This window comes from Pseudomonas sp. PvP028 (genome assembly GCF_017832255.1).
Lineage (GTDB): Bacteria > Pseudomonadota > Gammaproteobacteria > Pseudomonadales > Pseudomonadaceae > Aquipseudomonas > Aquipseudomonas syringae.
In genome coordinates, this window is sequence record NZ_JAFIBL010000001.1 from 1,527,501 (window position 1) to 1,548,053 (window position 20,553).

Below are 20,553 nucleotides of genomic sequence, written 5' to 3' on the forward strand. Positions count from 1 at the left end.
GTGGCGAGCGAACGGGGACCAGCCCTTAAGTTGTATTGAGATTAGCGGAACGTTCTGGAAAGGACGGCCATAGTGGGTGATAGCCCTGTACGCGAAAATCCCTTTGCAATGAAATCGAGTAGGACGGGGCACGAGAAACCTTGTCTGAATATGGGGGGACCATCCTCCAAGGCTAAATACTACTGACTGACCGATAGTGAACCAGTACCGTGAGGGAAAGGCGAAAAGAACCGCGGAGAGCGGAGTGAAATAGATCCTGAAACCGTATGCGTACAAGCAGTGGGAGCCCACTTGTTGGGTGACTGCGTACCTTTTGTATAATGGGTCAGCGACTTATTTTCAGTGGCGAGCTTAACCGAATAGGGGAGGCGTAGCGAAAGCGAGTCTTAATAGGGCGTCTAGTCGCTGGGAATAGACCCGAAACCGGGCGATCTATCCATGGGCAGGTTGAAGGTTGGGTAACACTAACTGGAGGACCGAACCGACTACCGTTGAAAAGTTAGCGGATGACCTGTGGATCGGAGTGAAAGGCTAATCAAGCTCGGAGATAGCTGGTTCTCCTCGAAAGCTATTTAGGTAGCGCCTCATGTATCACTGTAGGGGGTAGAGCACTGTTTCGGCTAGGGGGTCATCCCGACTTACCAAACCGATGCAAACTCCGAATACCTACAAGTGCCGAGCATGGGAGACACACGGCGGGTGCTAACGTCCGTCGTGAAAAGGGAAACAACCCAGACCGTCAGCTAAGGTCCCAAAGTCATGGTTAAGTGGGAAACGATGTGGGAAGGCTTAGACAGCTAGGAGGTTGGCTTAGAAGCAGCCACCCTTTAAAGAAAGCGTAATAGCTCACTAGTCGAGTCGGCCTGCGCGGAAGATGTAACGGGGCTCAAACCATGCACCGAAGCTACGGGTATCATCTTTTGATGATGCGGTAGAGGAGCGTTCTGTAAGCCTGTGAAGGTGAGTTGAGAAGCTTGCTGGAGGTATCAGAAGTGCGAATGCTGACATGAGTAACGACAATGGGTGTGAAAAACACCCACGCCGAAAGACCAAGGTTTCCTGCGCAACGTTAATCGACGCAGGGTTAGTCGGTCCCTAAGGCGAGGCTGAAAAGCGTAGTCGATGGAAAACAGGTTAATATTCCTGTACTTCTGGTTATTGCGATGGAGGGACGGAGAAGGCTAGGCCAGCCTGGCGTTGGTTGTCCAGGTTTAAGGTGGTAGGCTGAGATCTTAGGTAAAGCCGGGATCTTAAGGCCGAGAGCTGATGACGAGTGTTCTTTTAGAACACGAAGTGGTTGATGCCATGCTTCCAAGAAAAGCTTCTAAGCTTCAGGTAACCAGGAACCGTACCCCAAACCGACACAGGTGGTTGGGTAGAGAATACCAAGGCGCTTGAGAGAACTCGGGTGAAGGAACTAGGCAAAATGGCACCGTAACTTCGGGAGAAGGTGCGCCGGTGGAGGTGAAGCATTTACTGCGTAAGCCCCTGCCGGTCGAAGATACCAGGCCGCTGCGACTGTTTATTAAAAACACAGCACTCTGCAAACACGAAAGTGGACGTATAGGGTGTGACGCCTGCCCGGTGCCGGAAGGTTAATTGATGGGGTTAGCGCAAGCGAAGCTCTTGATCGAAGCCCCGGTAAACGGCGGCCGTAACTATAACGGTCCTAAGGTAGCGAAATTCCTTGTCGGGTAAGTTCCGACCTGCACGAATGGCGTAACGATGGCGGCGCTGTCTCCACCCGAGACTCAGTGAAATTGAAATCGCTGTGAAGATGCAGTGTATCCGCGGCTAGACGGAAAGACCCCGTGAACCTTTACTATAGCTTTGCACTGGACTTTGAATTTGCTTGTGTAGGATAGGTGGGAGGCTTTGAAGCGTGGACGCCAGTCTGCGTGGAGCCAACCTTGAAATACCACCCTGGCAACTTTGAGGTTCTAACTCAGGTCCGTTATCCGGATCGAGGACAGTGTATGGTGGGTAGTTTGACTGGGGCGGTCTCCTCCTAAAGAGTAACGGAGGAGTACGAAGGTGCGCTCAGACCGGTCGGAAATCGGTCGTAGAGTATAAAGGCAAAAGCGCGCTTGACTGCGAGACAGACACGTCGAGCAGGTACGAAAGTAGGTCTTAGTGATCCGGTGGTTCTGTATGGAAGGGCCATCGCTCAACGGATAAAAGGTACTCCGGGGATAACAGGCTGATACCGCCCAAGAGTTCATATCGACGGCGGTGTTTGGCACCTCGATGTCGGCTCATCACATCCTGGGGCTGAAGCCGGTCCCAAGGGTATGGCTGTTCGCCATTTAAAGTGGTACGCGAGCTGGGTTTAGAACGTCGTGAGACAGTTCGGTCCCTATCTGCCGTGGACGTTTGAGATTTGAGAGGGGCTGCTCCTAGTACGAGAGGACCGGAGTGGACGAACCTCTGGTGTTCCGGTTGTCACGCCAGTGGCATTGCCGGGTAGCTATGTTCGGAAAAGATAACCGCTGAAAGCATCTAAGCGGGAAACTTGCCTCAAGATGAGATCTCACTGGAACCTTGAGTTCCCTAAAGGGCCGTCGAAGACTACGACGTTGATAGGTTGGGTGTGTAAGCGCTGTGAGGCGTTGAGCTAACCAATACTAATTGCCCATGAGGCTTGACCATATAACACCCAAGCAATTTGCGTCGAATGAGCAGATTGCGGTGACTGTGAAGATGACACGAACCGAAAGTTTGCGTCACGAATGACACCTGAAACAGCTTGCTATCACATACCCGATTTGCTGAAGCGCGCCGCAGGGCACGATTCGGTACCCGAATTTCTTGACGACCATAGAGCATTGGAACCACCTGATCCCATCCCGAACTCAGTAGTGAAACGATGTATCGCCGATGGTAGTGTGGGGTTTCCCCATGTGAGAGTAGGTCATCGTCAAGATTGAATTCCAGAAACCCTCATCGCTTACGCGTTGAGGGTTTTTGTTTAAGTAGAAGTCACCAAAATTCGCTGGAACGTTACCTGCTAACGGATCGGCAACAGAATTTCTTGACGACCATAGAGCATTGGAACCACCTGATCCCATCCCGAACTCAGCAGTGAAACGATGTATCGCCGATGGTAGTGTGGGGTTTCCCCATGTGAGAGTAGGTCATCGTCAAGATTGAATTCCGAAACCCCTCATCGCTTACGCGATGAGGGGTTTTGTCGTTATGAGTCATCAAATAAAAAAGCCCGCTCAGGCATTTGCTCCGAGCGGGCTGCTGTGATGCAGCGTCAATCAGCCAAACAGGCTGCGCACGTTACTCATTGCGCCATCTGCAAACCCCTGAAGAAACGCCTCGAATGCATCCCCTTCAGGCCCTTCCTCAACAGGGTCAGCAACAATCGTCCAGCTGGCGATGCAGGTATCGCCATCACCGCTGGCTTCCACTGTCATTGCCGCCCATAGATTGCTGACTGGCAAGCTGGTGTGGATCAGTGACCAGGTCATATAAAGCGCCTGATCGTCCCTGGAGTTCAGTTGTTCGATGGCCACATTGCCATCCTTGAACAGCTTGTTGCGAACCGAGCCCGGACCTTCGCCAGTGACCTCAATGCTCTCCAGCGCCGGTATGAATGCCTGGAAGCCGCCGAAGTTGCCGACGACAGCCCACACGCTGGCCGCGTCACCGGAGACGTCCACGGCGGACACCACTCGGCACGCCACCGGGTTCTTGATAAGGGTGTCGGGTTTCAGATTGCTGTGAAGTGTGTTCATGTCGTTCTCCATTTATCTCAGTGGGTAGTAGCTCAGATGAAGTCGATTTCTTTCAGGTAATCGCAGCCCCTGCGCAGCAACGCCGGAGTTTTTTGCGGGTACTGTTCGCCCATGCGATGAATGCCGTTCAGGGTGTTGCGGTGCTCGATCATCGAGATGTCGCCGATGTCTTCTTCAAACCCGTCGAGGTAGAACCCCAGCACGCCAAACAGCGCGTTCTGGCTGTCGACGCGCCGGAGTTGCGCCTGCCATTGCTCGACGCTGACCAGCTCGAACTGACGCCCTGCCTCGCGGAAGGCGTACACGTAGTCGCTCCAGCTCAAGGGCTCGGGATTATGCAGATTGAACACCGCGTGTTCTGGCTGATAACGGCTGGCATGGAAGCCGATAAAGCGCGCCAGAAAGTCCACCGGCATCAGGTCGAAGTTGATGGCGAATGCCGGAACCTGACCCAATTGCAGCGAGCCCTTGAGCATCAGCATCAAGCGGTTTTTCTGTGGCTGACACACACCGGTAACACTGTTGAAGGCGATGTTGCCGGGGCGATAGATGTTCACCCAGGCACCTTGGTCGCGGGCACATTGCAGGATGCGCTCAGCCACCCACTTGGAGAGGTTGTAGCCGTTCTTGATATAGATCGGCGGGGTCGCGGCAGCGGGTTGTTCAAGCACATTGCCGGCGGCATCGATGGCACTGCAGGCCGACAGCGTCGAAACGAAATTGAAGACCTTCTTACTGCGCCCCTCACACAGCTTCAAGCATTCAAAGACCGGGGCCACATTGTCTTTGACCAGGGTTTCGTAATCCTGAACATGGTTCACATTGGCAGCGTTGTGCACCAAAGCACCAAACTCGATATCCAGTCGCTCATACACTGCTTCACTGAGCCCCAACCGGGGCTTGGTCAGGTCTGCGGGATAGACCTTCACGCGACTCAGGTCAAGGTGATCCAGGCGGTTTTCCCGCAGGGCATGTTCGAAGCGCTGCTGCGCGCTTTGTCCAGAAGTCTCGCGCACCAGGCAGGCGATCTCGGTTGCCCCCCAGTCGAACAGCGCTTCGACGATATGCACACCCAGGAAGCCGTTGGCACCCGTGACAATCACCTTATGAACATCACCCATTCTGCTGACCGGCAATGTAGCCAGCTGAAAGTCCGGGTTCGCATCCCGCAGGGCCTGAGCACTGAGGGCTCCGGCAGAAGTGCCGTCACTGTCGATCAGGCTGGCGAGTGTCAGCACGGTCGGTGCTTCGATAAAACGATTGATGGGAATGCTGCGGCCAAAGCGTTCACGAACGCCCAGCAACAGGCGCGACAGCAGGATCGAGTGGCCTCCGAGATTGAAAAAGCTTTCATCAGTCGAGATGCCGTCTGGCGGCAGCTCCAACAGCTCGCCCCATAGCTCCAGCAGCGCCCGTTCCTGCTCAGTCTCGGGTTGGCGACGAGTGTGCTGCCCGATAAAGCTCAGTGGTATTTCCAGAAGCGCTTTGCGATCGACCTTGCCGTTGCTGGCGAACGGCATGCCGGGCAACATCGTGTAGACGGCGGGATGCATGTAATCAGGCAACAGGCGTTGTACATGCGCCTTTAACGCCTGTTCGTCATGCTCAAGATACGGTTGAGCGAGAAACGCCAGAATTCGCCGCTGCCTGTCGATCACCACGGCGACCTGTCGATACAGCCCGCTGTCGCGCAGGCAATGCTCGATCTCTTCCGGCTCGACCCGAAAACCGCGAATCTTCACCTGATTATCACGGCGTCCGCTGAGGACGATGCCGTCAGCCGTCCACTTGGCCATGTCGCCGGTACGGTAGGCACGCATCAGTTGCCCATCCGGTTTCGTCAGCCACACATAACGCTCGGCGGTAAGCTCGGGGTTGTTTACATAGCCCAGGCACACACCGGGTCCGACGATGTACAGCTCCCCTTGAGTCTGCTCGGCCACGGGCTGCAGTTGCTCGTCCAGAATCCACGCCTGGCTGTTAGCGATCGGTCGGCCCAGATGGCGGTTGCTGCTGGACGAAGCGAACTCGCAGGCGGTAACCAACACCGTGGCTTCGGTGGGGCCGTACAGGTTGTGGAAATGACATTGGCCGGTGAGTTGCGCAATCACATGCGGCTCACAGACGTCGCCTCCGGTCATGACATGCTCAAGCCCCAGCGGCTGATGCAGCGGCAGGATGCTCAACAGCGCCGGCGGCAGGAATGCATGGGTGATGCCTTGTTGCAGCACGCGGACCAACTGCAACGGATCACGCCGCTGGTCTTCATCGGGGACCACCAGTTCGGCGCCACTGAGCCAGGTGGGGAAAATGTCGATGATCGACGAGTCGAAACTCAGCGTAGAGAATTGCAGCACCCGGCTGTGTTCGTTCAGGCTCACATGCTCGGCATACCAGGCGGTGAAGTGGCTGAGATTGCGCTGGCTGAGCAATACGCCTTTCGGCTGCCCGGTGGTGCCCGACGTGTACAGCGCCATGCAGGGCGCATCCTGATCGGCAGTAACGTATGCATGTGCTGAAGCTCCGTCCTCTACAGGCGGCGCAGCAATATTCAGTGCCGGAAACTCCGCAGCCGCCAGCGGGTGCGCGCCATCGTGCAGCAACAGCATCGCCCCCGAGTTTTCCAGAATGTACTGCTGACGCTGAACAGGCTGGCCGGGATCAAGCGGCAGGTACACCGCACCGCAACCCAGAATCGCGAGGATGCCGGCATACAGCTCGGCTGACTTGCGCAGGCAGATACCAATCACCGGAGGTGCGTCGGCTTTCGCGTGCGCCAGCAATGGCCGCAGCAAGCGCTGGATAGCCAGGCTGTGCGCGTGCAGTTGCCGATAGCTGAGCGTCTGGTTGCGAACGGACAGTGCCGGGCGCTCGGCAAACTTCAGCAACGCCTGCTCCAGCCGCTCGGTGATGGGTGTTTCGGCCAGTTTCAGCAGGTGCGGTTGATCCGTCTGATTCAGGCGATGCTCGAACAGCAATTGATCAATCGCCTGCAAGCCATGCTGTCGATCACTCTGGGCCGATGTGACGCTTGTCAGACCGTTGAAATAGTCGTCTTCTCTGGATAACCGGCTGATCTGCAATGTCGCCAGATCCACCATGGCTGCGACAGTGGCATCCCGCAGTACGCGCCCGTTGCCTGATTCCTCGACCGGCAGCCACTCACGAACGATCAAGCGTCGAGCCTGGGCAGCGCCATGCCAGCACAGCAGCTCCAGCCGAGGTAACCCGTACTCCAGCGCATTGCCGAAACCGACCCGAAGGCGCAGATGCGTGCAGTGGCCGAACGCACTCAGGTGTTCCTGGGACAGGTACAGGCTGCCGTCTTCGATCAGCACGCCGCCATCAGGCATCGTCACCGCGTCCAGCGCCTGCTGATCAGACAGATGCCGCACGCCATGCCCGTGGTCCAGCAGCTCGGCATTCAGTTCACTCAAGGTCAGGCTGTGACCGATGAGCACAATCTCCAGGCGCTTCATTGCAGCGTCCCCTGCGCAGGCAGATAGTCCGCCAGCGCACGCTGTACACAAGGATCGTCCAGCATCGAGCTGTTCTTGAAGAAACGCACGATGTTGGCCACCAGTGGGTGATGGCGGTTGACTGGAAAACTCACTGCCCTGGTCTCTTCCCTGAGCGCGTGCTTGATGGTGTCCGGCACCTGCAGATGGTCGATCAGGGTGAAGTCGAAGCCATTCTGAATATCGTTGGTCAGGTATTGAGCGATGAAAACCGGCATGATGCGGGCGATGGATTCCCGGTCCTGTTGGGGAGCGGTGTGCCAGTAGATGCGTACCAGCCGCGCCCAGAAGCCCGAGTGACGCCCCTCGTCCAGCAAGTGGTCGGCCATCAGCCCCTTGACCGATTGCTTGACCGATTCGTCCTTGGCGAACGCCGCCACGTCATTGGTCACGGTGTTCTCCGCGATGGCGACACAGATCAGCTCCACTGCGCTGCGTAGATGCTCGGGGGCCAGAGCCAGTGCGGCGGGAATGGCCCGGCTGAGTTCAATCTCGTCCGGCAACTGGATAGGTTCTATGCCCGTCAGGGCGATGGTCTGTTGCATGAAGTCCATCGCGACCAGTGCGTGATAGTCCTCATCGACCACCACCGTCATCGCGTCATAGCGACAGGCAAACGGGAAGCGAATCGTGAAGTGGTCCTTGGCGATACTGCGCGCGGTCCTGTCAACGATCTCGGTCTCGAAGATCACCACATCATTGATGAACTTGTAGAGGCTCTGCACCAGCGCGTAATCGCGCAAATGCGCACACTCGCGGGTGAACGTGTCGCTGAGCACCAGCGGTTGGCGGCTGAGGGGGTAGATCAGTTTGTCATCGTTCTCGACCATCCTGCGTGGGCGAGTCCGAATGGTGGCGCGACCTTCCCACGCATCGATGAACGACATGTAGTCTTCTGCTTTCATGATGGCTTCCTTGTAAAGGCTTCAGGGTGTTGCGGGCGGGTCTTACGCGCTGGCCTGCACGAGCGGCGTTCGCATGCTCAGGCGCAGCGTGTCCCATAGCTGGACCCTGCTTTCCACAGCGGCGATGGCTGTCTGATAAACCTCTCGCTCGCGCTGCGCGTCGTCGGCAACCAGACGAGCCAGCAACTGCTCTGCTGCCGGACCGTGGTCCTCGGCGTCCACTTCGATGTGGCGTTCCAGGTAGTAGCGGAAGGTGGGTGCCTGGTGGGCGGTGATGCCCCAGTCATTGAGGATGGTCTGGAACATCTGCGGGATGACGCTCTCGCGTCCATGCAGAAAGGCCGCAGCAACGCTGTGTGCCGGCGCATGCAGGGCGATATCGAGCGTGTGTGTCACGAATGCCGTCGCCGCCTGCCCCGCGTCGACGTGTTGCAGTGCGGTTGTGTAACGCATGCCCTGTCTCTGCAGTTCGATGAAGCGCTCGATCTGTACCGTGCTCGCGCCAATCTCGCGCATCGCATCCAGGTACAGCTCGAAGTGGCTGTAATGACCCGCGCCCAGTCGGTCATCGGACTCCTCACCCAGTACGATCTCATTGATCAGGCGGGCAGAGGAAGCGTCTGTCGGCGGCAGCCACGGCAACTGGGTGCAGGTCAGTTCCTGTTGCAGGCGCTTGGTCAGCGACATGAAATCCCAGACGGCGAATACATGGGTCTCCATAAAGCGCCGGAGTACATCCAATGTCGTGATTTCTGCAAAGATCGGATGACGACCAAGTTCAACTTTCTTATGTGCGAGTCGTGTTTTTTCACAAGGCATAGTGACGTTCCTATTGAAAGAGGGCGGTAAGTAGCGCTGCAGTTTTCTACGATATAAACGTGTCGACAGTGCCGCGATAAAACGCAATGAAATGCCGGGTTAGAGGCGAACTCAAGCCTGAGTGTGAGGGGCCTGTTCGCCGCAAACACGCATCGGTTATTTCAATTCGAGACACCCTGCCGCGTTGGCTTTCCGAGCGCTGGCCCTTGTATATCAAGAGGTCTAGCCCGGTAAGCCGCGACATCACTGACGACGAAGAAAACTTAAAACAAACTTATCAAGGGCTGCAATCATTTTTTTAATAATATTTAATGAGCCGTTTTTTAAGCGTGTAAGTTGCCATATAAAACGTGGTGAATACGTTTTACAGGCGTGCAGACAACCCTCCCGACTGATTAAGCCGGAATTGTTAATAATGAGCGAATGCCTCGCCCAGCGTTGCCGATGTGCTGAATAATCAGGGTTCTGGTTTTTTTAATGGGCGAAGTTGGAAATGACTTCCAATGTCTGTGTGCCCCGTTCAACAACTCCTTATCCATTGAGTTCAGATGAACAGAGAACCGCTCCGATCCTGCGCGAGCCGTTCAGCCGTAGCCAGGGAACATCCTCCGGTTGGTTTCCTCAGCGCCACGGTCGAGTTTGCCTTATTCCGACGTTGGGCCATCCGGCAGATCAGGAAAATAGCGATAAAAACGCCATGCCGAGGTTGAGCCTGGCAATGTATCGAGGAGGTGTGAAGAGGAGGGCGGGAGGTGCAAGCGGTCAATCCGCAGACGTTGAGTCATCGCCTGCTGGATAGACCGCCTTGATGATTCAGGCGGGGTTTTTCTTCGCTGTGCGGGTCGGCTTGGCCTTGGTGCCCTTTTTGCTGGTCAGGTATTGAGTGACGGCTTGAACACCACGGTTGAGGTGATGCTGCAGTGCTTCGACACAGGGTTCGATCGCTTTCTGCTCGGCGAGCCGCAACAGCTGCCAATGGTCATCCTGAGAGAGCTTGCCCAGGCCCATGTCGGAAAGATTGAAACGCAGGAAGCGTTCTTCTTCGTTCAGGCCTTCTTCAACCAGACGCATGAGACGCTTGTTGTGGGTCTTGGCATACAGCGAGAGGTGGAACATCCGATTGAGTCTGCCGATCTGGCCGAAATCCGTCTCGACCTCAAGCTGCTCGATATAGCCCTTCGCCGTCGCCAGATCATCGGCGTCCAGCAATGGGATAGAAAGGCGCAACGCCTCGGACTCCAGGAGAATGCGCAAGGCATAGGCATCCACCGCGTCTTCGGTGATCAACGGTGCGACCACCGCGCCCTTGTGCGTCTCGACACGCAGCAGCGACTGCGCCTCGAGCTGGCGCAGTGCTTCGCGCACAGGCATGCGGCTGACGCCAAACAGCGTCGCCAGTTCCTGTTGGCGCAATGCCGTGCCGCTTGGCAGGCTGCCATCGATAATGGCGTTTCGCAGCTTTTCTTCAATCACGGTTCTGGCAAGGTGCGCCGGAGGCTGCTCATTGCCCAGTACGGAGCCCAGAAAGGCTTCTCTATCTGATTTGCGCATTGACCTACTTCTTCATCAACCCTGGCTGGACAACGTCCAATTAATCGCTTTGTTGCCGACAGACTAGCCAAGACTTGGCAGTCCGTCGCGAAAATACAAACATCATTATGTTTAACGGCGAGCGCCGGACCGCGCTGCAGCCCGGCGAGCTCGACAAAATATGCGTCTATCTTAGCGCTCATCGACCCCACGTACCGAGTTCGCATTCATAGGTAACAGGAGTTTCACGTGTTGTTTTTATGACAGCGCGCTCTGAAACGACCGTTCCAGAGCGCAACAGTGATGCGCTCGCGGCATAAGGCCGCAGGCGTGATCGTCTCAGCGCGTCAGGCGGCCGGAGACGAAGTGCTGAACGTCATTGAAGCCTGGTGTCGATGCATGGCCGGGTGTCACCAGCGAATCGATGAACGCTTCATCTTCAGCGGTGATCTCCACCGTCAGAGCCTTGGTATAACCGTCCCACTGCTGCTCGGTCCTTGGTCCGACGATGGCTGAGGTCACGGCCTGGTTGTTGAGCACCCAGGCAATGGCGAACTCGACAATGCCGACGCCTTTGTCCTGCACATACGCCTGAATTCGCTGCGCGATACGCAACGACTCCGTGCGCCATTCGGTTTCCAGCAGCCGCTTGTCCTGACGTCCGGCACGGCTCTCGCTGTCGGGAGCGATGTCCGGGGCGTACTTACCGCTGAGCACACCGCGGGCGAGCGGGCTGTAGGGCACGACGCCCAGGCCATGGTGTGCGGCAGCGGTGATCTGCTCGACCTCAGCCTGGCGGTTGACGATGTTGTACAGCGGCTGGCTGATGACCGGCTTGTCGACGCCCAGGCGTTGCGCGACGTTGACGATTTCGGCAATTCGCCAGCCGCGGAAGTTCGACACACCCCAGTAGCGGATCTTGCCCTGCCGGATCAGATCGCCAATCGCCGATACCGTCACTTCCAGCGGCGTGTCGTGATCTTCCTTGTGCAAGTAATAGATATCCACATAGTCGGTATCCAGTCGCCGCAGGCTGTTCTCGATGGCATTGAACATGTGCTTGCGATTCAGGCCGGCCCGGTTGGGCACGCCGTCGGCCGGGCCGATGGCGACCTTGGTGGCCAGCACCCAGTCACTGCGCTGTGCCGCGATGGCCCGACCGACGATTTCCTCCGAGCGCCCGGCGTTGTAGACATCCGCCGTGTCGATGAAATTGATGCCCTGATCCCTGGCCTTGTCGATGATACGCAGCGACTCTTCGGCGCCGGTCTGCTCACCGAACATCATCGAGCCGAGTGTCAGTGTGGAAACCTTTAGGCCGGACTGGCCAAGAGTTCGATAATTCATGCTCAGCATCTCCTTGTCATTCAGGCGAGCTCAGGCAACCCCCACGCCGTGAGCGGGAAGTCGGCCAGCGAGCCCAGCAGCAGGTCCGCATGCTCGTACTGCTCGACCGGCATGTGCGAGTCCGGCACGGCCACGGCGTACATCCCGGCAGCCTTGGCGGCGGTCACACCGAATGGTGAGTCTTCAAAGACCAGGCAATCGGCTGGCGAGACGCCAAGACGGCGGGCGGCGACCAGAAAGATGTCCGGGGCTGGCTTGGCAGCGCCGACTTCCGGGTCGTCGGCGGTGACGACGGTGTCGAACAGTTCGAACCATGCGCGGTGCAAGGTGGTCTTGGCCTTGAAGTAATGCACCGACGAGCTGGTGCCCACGGCGATCGGAATATTATGCGCAGCCAGATGACGGACCAGGGCTTCGGCACCGGGCATGGCTGCTGCGCGCGGGAAACGCTCTTCAAGCATGGGCTCCCTGACTTCGAGAAACTCGTCGATCGACATTGGCAGTTCCAGCGCCTTGATCACGTAGTCCGAAAAGTCCCGGGCACCGCGGCCAATGGTGTGCTGCTTGACCGACCAGTCGAAGGTGCGACCGTGGCGACTGGCAATCAAGTGGGTGACTTCGGTGTAAACCCCCTCGGTGTCCAGCAACAGGCCATCCATGTCGAAAATGACGGCCTTGATCGGACCTCGTTGTTTTTGCTGCTCGCTCATGTGATCACGTCCTGTTCGCAAATTCGTTTCAGCCTAACGTTTCCGGGAAGGCTGTGGCTAGGGTCTGTTTCAAAACCTTTCCACAGGATTGGCGTGCGCAACAAAAGGCACAAGGCCATGTCCAACGCGCCTACGGAACGGCGACGCGCCCACAGAAATGGCCATGAAGGCTGGGCTCTCGGGATCCGCCGATGATAGTCTCTCGCGGCTTTCAATCGGCGCTGCCGGTCCCGGTACGACTTTCCCATCATCAGAACGGATATCTTCACGTCACTATGAATAAATCAGCAGGTATAGCGATTGGCGTCATCGTCGTAGCGGGCGCACTGGCTACGGCCGGTGCCTGGTACACCGGCAATCAACTGGAAGGCGCGCTGAACGACTCGATCAGCAAGACCAATCAGGAACTGGCCAAGTCGTTCAAAGGCACGGACACCAGCGTCAAGCTGGAAATGCTCTCGCTCGACAAGCATTTCTTCAGCAGCACGGCGCACTACCGCGTCGACATCCAGAACCTGTCCGATAGCACCCAGGGCGGCCAGTTTCTGTTCGTCGACCATATCGAGCACGGCCCCATTCCGCTGTCGCATCTGAAGACCCTGAACCTGCTGCCGGTCATGGCCCTGAGCAATTTCCAGATGGAAAAAAGCCCCAGCGCCGAGAAATGGTTCGCCATGAGCAAGGATGTGCCACCGCTCACGGGCCAGGCCAGCATCGGCTATGACCGCGCCACCAAAGGCACGCTGCAGATGGCCCCGCTGGAAATGACCGACGTCGACGGCACGTTCCGTTTTTCAGGTCTGGACCTGAATGCCGAGTCCTCGGCCAATGCGGAAAAATTCACCCTTGCGGGCAACATGGACAATCTGCAACTCAATGTCGCGTCGCCTGACGGCCCGGTCAGTATCGAAATCAAAGGCATGACCTTCGACACGGGTGGTACCAAAGGCAAGTCCGGTTTCTATCTGGGCCACACCAACATGAAAATCCAGAACGCGGGTTTCCAGGTGGTGGGCAAGCCACAGGTACAGATCCGCGATCTCACCAACACCAACCTGGTGCAGGAAGATGCCGGTAACCTGGCAGCCCAGATCAACTACGATGCCGGCATGATTGCCTACGCGGGCAAGGACGTCGGTTCTGCGCACATGGGCTTCAAGATCGCCAATTTCGATGTGTTGGCGACTCAGGCGCTGTATCAGTTGTATCAGGATAAAATCCTGCCTCAACAGCAAGAGGCCGCGCAGGAGAAACGTCCGTTCCGTCTGGAGCTGAGCCCGGCTGATCAGGAGCTGATGAACACCCAGATGAAAACGCTGCTGGCAGCCAAACCGCACATCGAGCTGGAAAAACTCTCGCTCAAGACCAGCAACGGTGAAAGCCACATGCGTATCGCCGTGGACCTGGCCGATCCAGGCCCGCTCGATCAGCCTTCCGATGCGCTGCTCATGAAGAGCCTGGGCGAAGTCAACGCCAAGGTCGTCCTGTCCAAACCGATGATTCGCGATCTCGCGACCCAGCAAGCCATGCGTGAAGGCCAGACCGACCTCAAGGTCATCGCCGATCAGGCCAAGGCCGCTGGCGACATGGCCAGTGCCATGGCCGAGATGATGCAACTGGCCAAGGTCGACGGCGACAACATCGTCTCCGACCTGCATTACGCCAACCAGATGGTCGACTTCAATGGCCAGAAAATGACCGTGCAGCAGTTCATGAGCAACGTCATGGGCAAGGTCGGCGTGCTGGGTAACCAGTAAGCCGCTTGTAACACGGTCTGCTGTCAGGACGGGCCATTTGCCGTCCTGACAGCAGGCGCTGCTACTGGGTCAGGCCGCGCAGGGTGTCCGCCAGCTGCCGGGTACGCTGCGAGGTGCCCGCCGTCATGTCGCTGGAGCCTTCCAGTTCCGACAACAGCCCCGTCAGCGTTCCGACCTCAAGGGACTGTTCCTCGATGTGCTGCGCCACCTTGCGAATTTCCTCGGCCAGACGCTCGATATCGGTGCCGATGTCGTTGGCGTTCTGCGACGTCTTCTGCGCAAGCTGGCGCACTTCATCGGCCACCACTGCAAAGCCACGTCCCATTTCGCCCGCCCGTGCAGCCTCGATGGCGGCGTTGAGCGCCAGCAGGTTGGTCTGCCCGGCGATCTGCTGGATCATCTGCACCACCGACTGAATGCGCAGGCTGGATTTGGCCAGCTCCCGCGAGCCCAGCACCACCTCGTCCGCCTGACTGACCAGGCTTTTGACGGTATTGCCCGCTTTGTCGATAACCGTTTCCTGCTGGGTGATGGTTTGCGACAGCTCGTCCATCGAAACATGCAGCTCGCCAGAGTAGTGGCGCAACTGAGCGGCGATTTCTTCCTGATCATGATGGGCCTTGACCAGCACATCGCCCAGGTCGCTCAGGCCACCGAACACCGGGCGGATCTGCTCGTCCAGACCGCTCGGGTCAATGGTTTGCACGAAGTTGCGCTGCTTAAACTGATCGATCTGCTTGACCACCACATGGCTCAGACCGGCCAGCTTCTTGATCTGCCGACGCAGAAAGAAGGCCTTGAACTCGCCGTAATAGGCGATGAAGTTATCGATGTAGTCGTCGCGGAACGGCTGCCCTTCGGGCACTTTGAAGAAGAACACGGCGGTGAGCGTCTGGTTGAGGTTCAACCCCAGAATCTCGCCAAAGGTCGAGAAGCCCACCACCGGCGTTGCACCGAACACGTCATTCATCCGGCCCAGTTCACTGCCGTTGTTCAGGCGCCGCAGGATGCAGTCGCTCAACAGGCCGAGCAGCGGCTTTCCGGACTTACCCTGCAGAAAGCGCGCGAAGTCTTTGCGCGTGGTGTCGATCATGGATGTTCGTTTGACCATCACCAGCTCTTCGCCGGGCGCCACGTCGCAGAACAGGTGAACCCGCTCGCTTTCATAATCAATGCGCGCAATCGAACGCACGAACAGCTCTTCGCCCACCCGGATGGCGAACGAGTACTGCGCCAGCTTGCCCTCCAGCTCATGCCGCTCGCATTTTAGCGCGTCACACAGCGCCGCAACCATCGTGGTGATCTCGCCTCGGGCGTTGACCACCTGGCTGATGTAACGCTCCTCCAGGGAGGCCGTCAGCACGCTCAGGCTCAATGGCGTCGGCTCGAAGTTCTGGCTCTTGAAGACGCCGAAGCGCACGTTTTTCGCGCTCTTGAGAAACACCACCTGGGCATGATTTTCGTAGCTGCGTTTGCCGTCGTGAATCAAGGTCTTCTTGAAGTCGCCTTTGCCACCCGCAGAACCGCCGACGAACAGGCACTGAAAGCGCCCGGACTCATACAGCGCTTCCATGAAGAACGACTCCGACGCCGACAGCCCGTCGAACGTGACGTAGGCCAGCGTATCGCGGTGGTCGATGGGGGTGTTGATCTGCGTGCGCTTGATCGAATCGGTCAGGCGCGCAATGCGCTCACGCATCGACAGTCGCTTGCCCGCGCCGCGAATGTCTTCGCTGTGCAGCGGAATGTGCACCACCTCCGCACTCTTGATGACGCTTGAGTCGAACAGCGCGAGGACGATCCGGTCCCACTGGTTATCCGCCGCGCAGTACAGCGAATCATTGCCCGAGCACAGTTCGCCTGACGTTGTGCACAGGCTGATCTTCGCGTTGGGAAAGCGCGCAGCGACAGACTTGGCCACCTGATCGAAGTCGACGTGCGGCGAAACGAAACCGGTCAGATAGACCGGATCGAAGCTCAGCGCAGACAGCTTGGCGTTCAATTCTCGGGCGGACGTAATGACACTGATGGCGCCTTCGGTCCGCGATGTGCCGGCCCGAAAACGAGATAAAAGGCTCATGGTTAAACCCGTAAAGATAAAAAAGCAGAGGCCACGCGGAATATGGACCGATCCTTATTGATCGGCTGCCAACAGGTTCGGGTGAGCTTGAAGGGCGATGAATTTTGCCTATGCGTGCCGCTCAGGACAGGTGCAGCATCAACGCTCTGATGAGGGCAAGCGTCTGGCGATGCACTGAATCATAGTGATCATTGTGGCAATAGGGCTGTACTGACAAGGTGATGGAGTCGGCTGTCGCAGAGGACAGGTGCACATCGACCGCAGGGCTGCTCAGTACGTTGGGGAGGCGGGCTATCTGATCCTTGAGACGCGGGATGATCTTCTGCTCGTCGGCGCTGCCGGGCAATATCGCGGTCAGTTCGACACTGCGAAAGGCATTGCTGGAAAAATTGACGATCGTGTCAGAGAAGATCTTGTTGTTGCCCACCAGATTCAGCACGTTTTCCGGAGTGTTGATCGACGTAACGAACAAACCGATTTCGACCACAGTTCCGGTCACGCCCGCCGCCGATATCAGATCGCCGACCTTGAAGGGCCGCAGCACGATGATGAAACCACCCGCGGCCAGATTGGCCAGCAAACCCGACCAGGCCATGCCGATCGCCAGCGCCACGGCCGCCAGCAGTGCTGCGAAGCTGGTGGTCTCGATGCCGCAATAGCTCAGAATGGCGATCACCAGAATGATATTCAGCGTCACCGTGATGAACGAGCCGACATAGCGCAGGACCGTCGGATCAAACCGCTGCCGCGTCAGCGAGCGCTGCGCCATCCTGACCAGCACACCGATCAGCCAGCGACCGACAATCCACAGCAACGCTGCGATCACCAGTCTCAAAACAACAGTCGCTCCGTATTGCAGAACGATAGTGAACAGCGAGTTGATTCCGTCAGTGTCGATATTGATGACATTCAGCGCATCCATCACCGCTACTCCCGACTGCAGGGCTCGCCCGGCAGATGGCCTGACGAGCGGAGCCGTACATTGAAGGGCAAAGCGGGTTGGTGGCTACTGGTAGTTATGACTGGAGGCAAAGGGCCTTTACGGTGTCACGCGCAGCAGCGGCCAGCATCCACAGTGAATCGAGCGGGAGGCAAGGGCGGCGGTATTAAGCCTGATGAGTTATCGCTAAACTCGCCACCTCACAAGGACGACTCAAGGACCTGGTATGCCGCTCTCTTCTGACACCCTGCGCCGTACGCTGGTGACCTGGCTGTATGCCGTCGCAGTTGCGCATGTGCTGGGCAGTCTGGTGTTCACCTGGGCAGGCTTTTCCGGCTTGCTCGATGGCTATCTGACTAGCCTCGAGCAGGCGTTCTGGACCGAGGCGGTTCCCGCCGCTGCCCGCGCGCAACAGGTCTGGTGGATGGCGCTGTTTGGCGCAACCTTGCAAACGTACTCCGTGTACATGCTGGCGCTGGTGCACTTGGGCAATCGCCTGAAAAGCGCCATGCCCTGGGGTTGGCTGATTGCGGGCCTGCTGCTGTGGGCGCCTCAGGACATCCTGATTTCCGTACGTGGGGGCGTCTGGTCGCATGTGTGGCTCGATCTGGCAGCGCTGCTGGCCTTGTTGCCGCCGCTGATCTGGCTGTATCGCTATGATCGTCGCACTTCGGCTGTCCACTCGTCGAAGGAGCCTCGTCATGTCTGACCTGCCGCTGCTGTATCTGCTGGCGGGCAACGGCAGCAGTGCCGAATGGTGGGACGACGCGCTGCCGCATTTTCAGCAGCATCAGGTCGTGCCGCTGGAGCTGCCAGGCTTCGGCAACAATCCTCAGCCACCCTGCGAAGACCTCGCCGCCTACGCCGATGCGCTGTTGGCGGCGACCGTGAAGGGCAGCGCCATCGTCGCTGTGGGGGTCAATGCCTTGCTGGTCATGCATGCTTTGCAGCGCCAGCCCGGACACTTCTGCAGAAGCGTGCTGCTGGCCCCGGTGGGGGCTTTTCTGTGGCAGCGGCGCTTGCCTGCGCTGATGTCGCCGCTGCCCATTCGCAAGACCATTCACTGGCTGCTGGCCAACAAGCCCACACTGTTTGCGCACAAGTTTTCCAGGCAGAGCTGGCCTGCCGCGCACTACCAGCGCATGGGTTCCGGTTACGCTCGCTGCCGTGCTTTCGTGCCGTATTGGGACCTGTTGCGGGCCGACACCGCGCTGCCGCTGCTGGAGTGGGTGCAGGATCCGATAGAGCTGGTCTGGGGCGATCAGGACAAGGTTTTGGGCATCGAGCAGGCAGCGGCGTGGTCGGCCATTCTGGCGCGTGCCGACCTGACCATCAGCCTGAAACCGGGCTGGGGTCACTACCCGTGGATCGACGCACCGGCAGAGTTTGCGCATTGGCTGGAGTCGGGCGAGCGCGGCTTCGTTGCGCACACCAAAGGCGGGCGTCTGCGTCTGGCGGCCATCGCCGGGCAACCGGTGCCCGAGGCACTGTCTCTGGTGCAGGGCGATGACTCGGCCTTGCCCGCGTTTCTGGCCCGTCAGCCTGACGCTATCTGGGCCGTGCGCTCATCCAGTTTCGGTGAGGATCAGGCCGATGCGGCCAATGCCGGTCTGAGTACCACTTTTCTTCGCGAGCCTGACCACAACGTGCCCGCGCGCGTCGCAGAGCTGCACAACGCTGGCGTCGAAGAGGTTGTGGTGCAGCGCTTCATCACGCCGGTGCTTTCCGGCATCGCCTTCGTGCGTCACCTGTCGGTCGAGCTGGAGTGGGTGGAAGGGCACCTGGAGTCGCTGGCCGACGGTCAGGCAAGCCCTGAGCGAGCAATCATTTCCCGCCTCGGCGCGGCCTGGAGCAGCGGCGACTTCAAGCCATCCCACGGTTTGACTGAGGAAGCGCTCTGGGACTTCCTGCAGGGCGTTCTGCGCGTATTCCACTACGTGCCGGGCGACGTCGAATGGGCCTGGGATGGCCGCCAGCTGTGGCTGCTGCAGTACCGCCCGATCAGTGACTACGGCTGGCGCCGTCACCTGACCGCCGCCAATATTGCTGAGATCCTGCCGCCACAGCCCAGCAGGCTGGTCGAGTACGCACAGCGGCGTGCCGCAGGCAGCATCCCGGCGATCATGGCGCGTTGGGATTCACGCGTATTGCAGGACAACGAGCCATTTACCGCACTGTTTGGCGCAGCTTCCTACATCAACAACGACCTGTTTCTCGCGCGTCTGGCTGACTGGGGCATCGCCTCCAGCAGCTACGCCGATGAGGTCGGCGGCGCGACCCCGCATCTGCCGTGGCGCCCGCTGCGTCTGCTGCGCTCGTTACCCGTGTTTCTGCGGATGCAGCGTGTCGCGCGCGGCCACTTGTTGACCCTTGAAAAGCAACTGCACCGCTTCGACCGAGAGCTGCATGCCCTTACGGCCCAAGGTGCTGACGGCCAGCAATTGGCTGACTGGTTCACCCGTTTCTACGTATTCGTCGTGCAAGGCAACCTGTGCATCGCCACCTCGCTGGCCAGCAGCGGCGGAGACCTGCTGGGACGTCCGCCGACCGCTTACGACGATCTGGAGCACTGCCCGCACCGGCTGCCTTGGGAAACCGATCCCGCGACCCCGCGCCCTGCCGCCACTGACCTGCCTTTACAGGCCTTCCCGACCTGGCCGTGTTTCATTCGCATCGCCCACCGCGCAGGCCTGCCGGGCATGCGCGGCTACTACCTGCAAGTGCGCGAGTGGTATCGCGACAACCTGATGCGCCTGTTCTTCCGCCTGCATCACGCCATGCCCGGCGCCGACCGGGAACACTGGTTTGCGCCCCATCCAGACATTCGCAGCCGTGCCGGCAGCTTCTGGCAGGACGGCCGCGAAGGCACCGAGCAGGCCACCGGCTTCATGATTTATCCTGGCCAGGTCCAGGGCATTCTGGGTGACGACATCCTGCTGGAAGACACCCTCGACCCCGGACGCCACGCGCACTACCAGAACGCCCGCGCGGTGATCGCGCGCATGGGCGGACGTCTCTCGCATGGCTCGACATTGCTGCGTGAACTGCGCAAACCCTCGGCCGTGCTGCCGCAGGTTGATCTGGCGTGGGTGGGGCGTGAAGTGCTGTATGTGGATGGGGAGTTGCGGCTGGTGGAAGGGCAGGCATAAAGCCCGAGGGGAGTTATCCACAGCCAACCCGCACGCTCATTGAGCGGTGCGGGTG

Annotated in this window: 12 protein-coding genes and 3 rRNA genes (1 of these 15 cut by a window edge); 6 read left to right on the top strand and 9 right to left on the bottom strand. The window is 58.6% G+C overall.

Translation table 11 applies throughout. The annotated features are described in order from the left end of the window. The 3 genes from JOE34_RS06870 to rrf (JOE34_RS06880) all read left to right on the top strand — a co-directional run. Positions 1–2,649: ribosomal RNA gene (locus JOE34_RS06870) — 23S ribosomal RNA — on the top strand; it begins 244 nt to the left of the window's first position. 158 nt (positions 2,650–2,807) lie between these two features. Further along, positions 2,808–2,923, top strand: a 5S ribosomal RNA gene (gene rrf / locus JOE34_RS06875). A 107-nt stretch (positions 2,924–3,030) separates the two neighbouring features. Then, a 5S ribosomal RNA gene (gene rrf, locus JOE34_RS06880) occupies positions 3,031–3,146 on the top strand. Positions 3,147–3,263: 117 nt separating this feature from the next. Here rrf (JOE34_RS06880) and JOE34_RS06885 read toward each other — a convergent pair. The 7 genes from JOE34_RS06885 to JOE34_RS06915 all read right to left on the bottom strand — a co-directional run bounded on the left by JOE34_RS06885 (position 3,264) and on the right by JOE34_RS06915 (position 12,572). Next, positions 3,264–3,743 (bottom strand): SRPBCC family protein, encoded by a 480-nt coding sequence (locus JOE34_RS06885; RefSeq protein ID WP_024662954.1) that lies wholly within the window; start codon positions 3,741–3,743, stop codon positions 3,264–3,266. 32 nt (positions 3,744–3,775) lie between these two features. Next, positions 3,776–7,222, bottom strand: coding sequence for a non-ribosomal peptide synthetase (locus JOE34_RS06890; RefSeq protein WP_209995348.1), 3,447 nt, complete (start codon positions 7,220–7,222; stop codon positions 3,776–3,778). Further along, positions 7,219–8,166, bottom strand: a complete 948-nt coding sequence (locus JOE34_RS06895) for a diiron oxygenase (RefSeq protein ID WP_057445186.1) — start codon at positions 8,164–8,166, stop codon at positions 7,219–7,221. The genes JOE34_RS06890 and JOE34_RS06895 overlap by 4 nt, the downstream gene beginning before the upstream one ends. A gap of 42 nt (positions 8,167–8,208) precedes the next feature. Next, positions 8,209–8,985 (bottom strand): DUF3050 domain-containing protein, encoded by a 777-nt coding sequence (locus JOE34_RS06900; RefSeq protein WP_024682562.1) that lies wholly within the window; start codon positions 8,983–8,985, stop codon positions 8,209–8,211. A gap of 813 nt (positions 8,986–9,798) precedes the next feature. Further along, positions 9,799–10,536: a GntR family transcriptional regulator gene (locus JOE34_RS06905; RefSeq protein ID WP_063314583.1), complete on the bottom strand. Its 738-nt coding sequence runs from the start codon at positions 10,534–10,536 to the stop codon at positions 9,799–9,801. A 318-nt stretch (positions 10,537–10,854) separates the two neighbouring features. After that, entirely contained in the window at positions 10,855–11,862 is a 1,008-nt protein-coding gene (locus JOE34_RS06910) for an aldo/keto reductase (RefSeq protein ID WP_003318993.1), read from the bottom strand. 20 nt (positions 11,863–11,882) lie between these two features. After that, a complete protein-coding gene (locus JOE34_RS06915) occupies positions 11,883–12,572 on the bottom strand; it encodes an HAD-IA family hydrolase (protein ID WP_016569314.1) in 690 nt (229 codons plus the stop codon). 275 nt (positions 12,573–12,847) lie between these two features. Here JOE34_RS06915 and JOE34_RS06920 point away from each other — a divergent pair, with 275 nt between their 5' ends. Next, positions 12,848–14,329: a YdgA family protein gene (locus JOE34_RS06920; RefSeq protein WP_209995350.1), complete on the top strand. Its 1,482-nt coding sequence runs from the start codon at positions 12,848–12,850 to the stop codon at positions 14,327–14,329. 61 nt (positions 14,330–14,390) lie between these two features. On the opposite strand, the gene JOE34_RS06925 is transcribed toward JOE34_RS06920, so the two are convergent. Continuing rightward, positions 14,391–16,409 carry an FIST N-terminal domain-containing protein gene (locus JOE34_RS06925; protein WP_209995352.1) on the bottom strand — a complete coding sequence of 673 codons (2,019 nt, stop codon included), beginning with the start codon at positions 16,407–16,409 and terminating at the stop codon, positions 14,391–14,393. A 121-nt stretch (positions 16,410–16,530) separates the two neighbouring features. Next, complete coding sequence (locus JOE34_RS06930) at positions 16,531–17,331, bottom strand: mechanosensitive ion channel family protein (RefSeq protein ID WP_024664272.1); 801 nt, start codon at positions 17,329–17,331, stop codon at positions 16,531–16,533. A gap of 244 nt (positions 17,332–17,575) precedes the next feature. On the opposite strand from JOE34_RS06930, the gene JOE34_RS06935 reads away from it, so the two are divergent. Both JOE34_RS06935 and JOE34_RS06940 read left to right on the top strand, forming a co-directional pair. After that, positions 17,576–18,058 (top strand): cell division protein, encoded by a 483-nt coding sequence (locus JOE34_RS06935; protein WP_134943284.1) that lies wholly within the window; start codon positions 17,576–17,578, stop codon positions 18,056–18,058. Then, positions 18,051–20,498 (top strand): PEP-utilizing enzyme, encoded by a 2,448-nt coding sequence (locus tag JOE34_RS06940; protein ID WP_209995354.1) that lies wholly within the window; start codon positions 18,051–18,053, stop codon positions 20,496–20,498. The genes JOE34_RS06935 and JOE34_RS06940 overlap by 8 nt, the downstream gene beginning before the upstream one ends. Positions 20,499–20,553 lie beyond the last annotated feature (55 nt).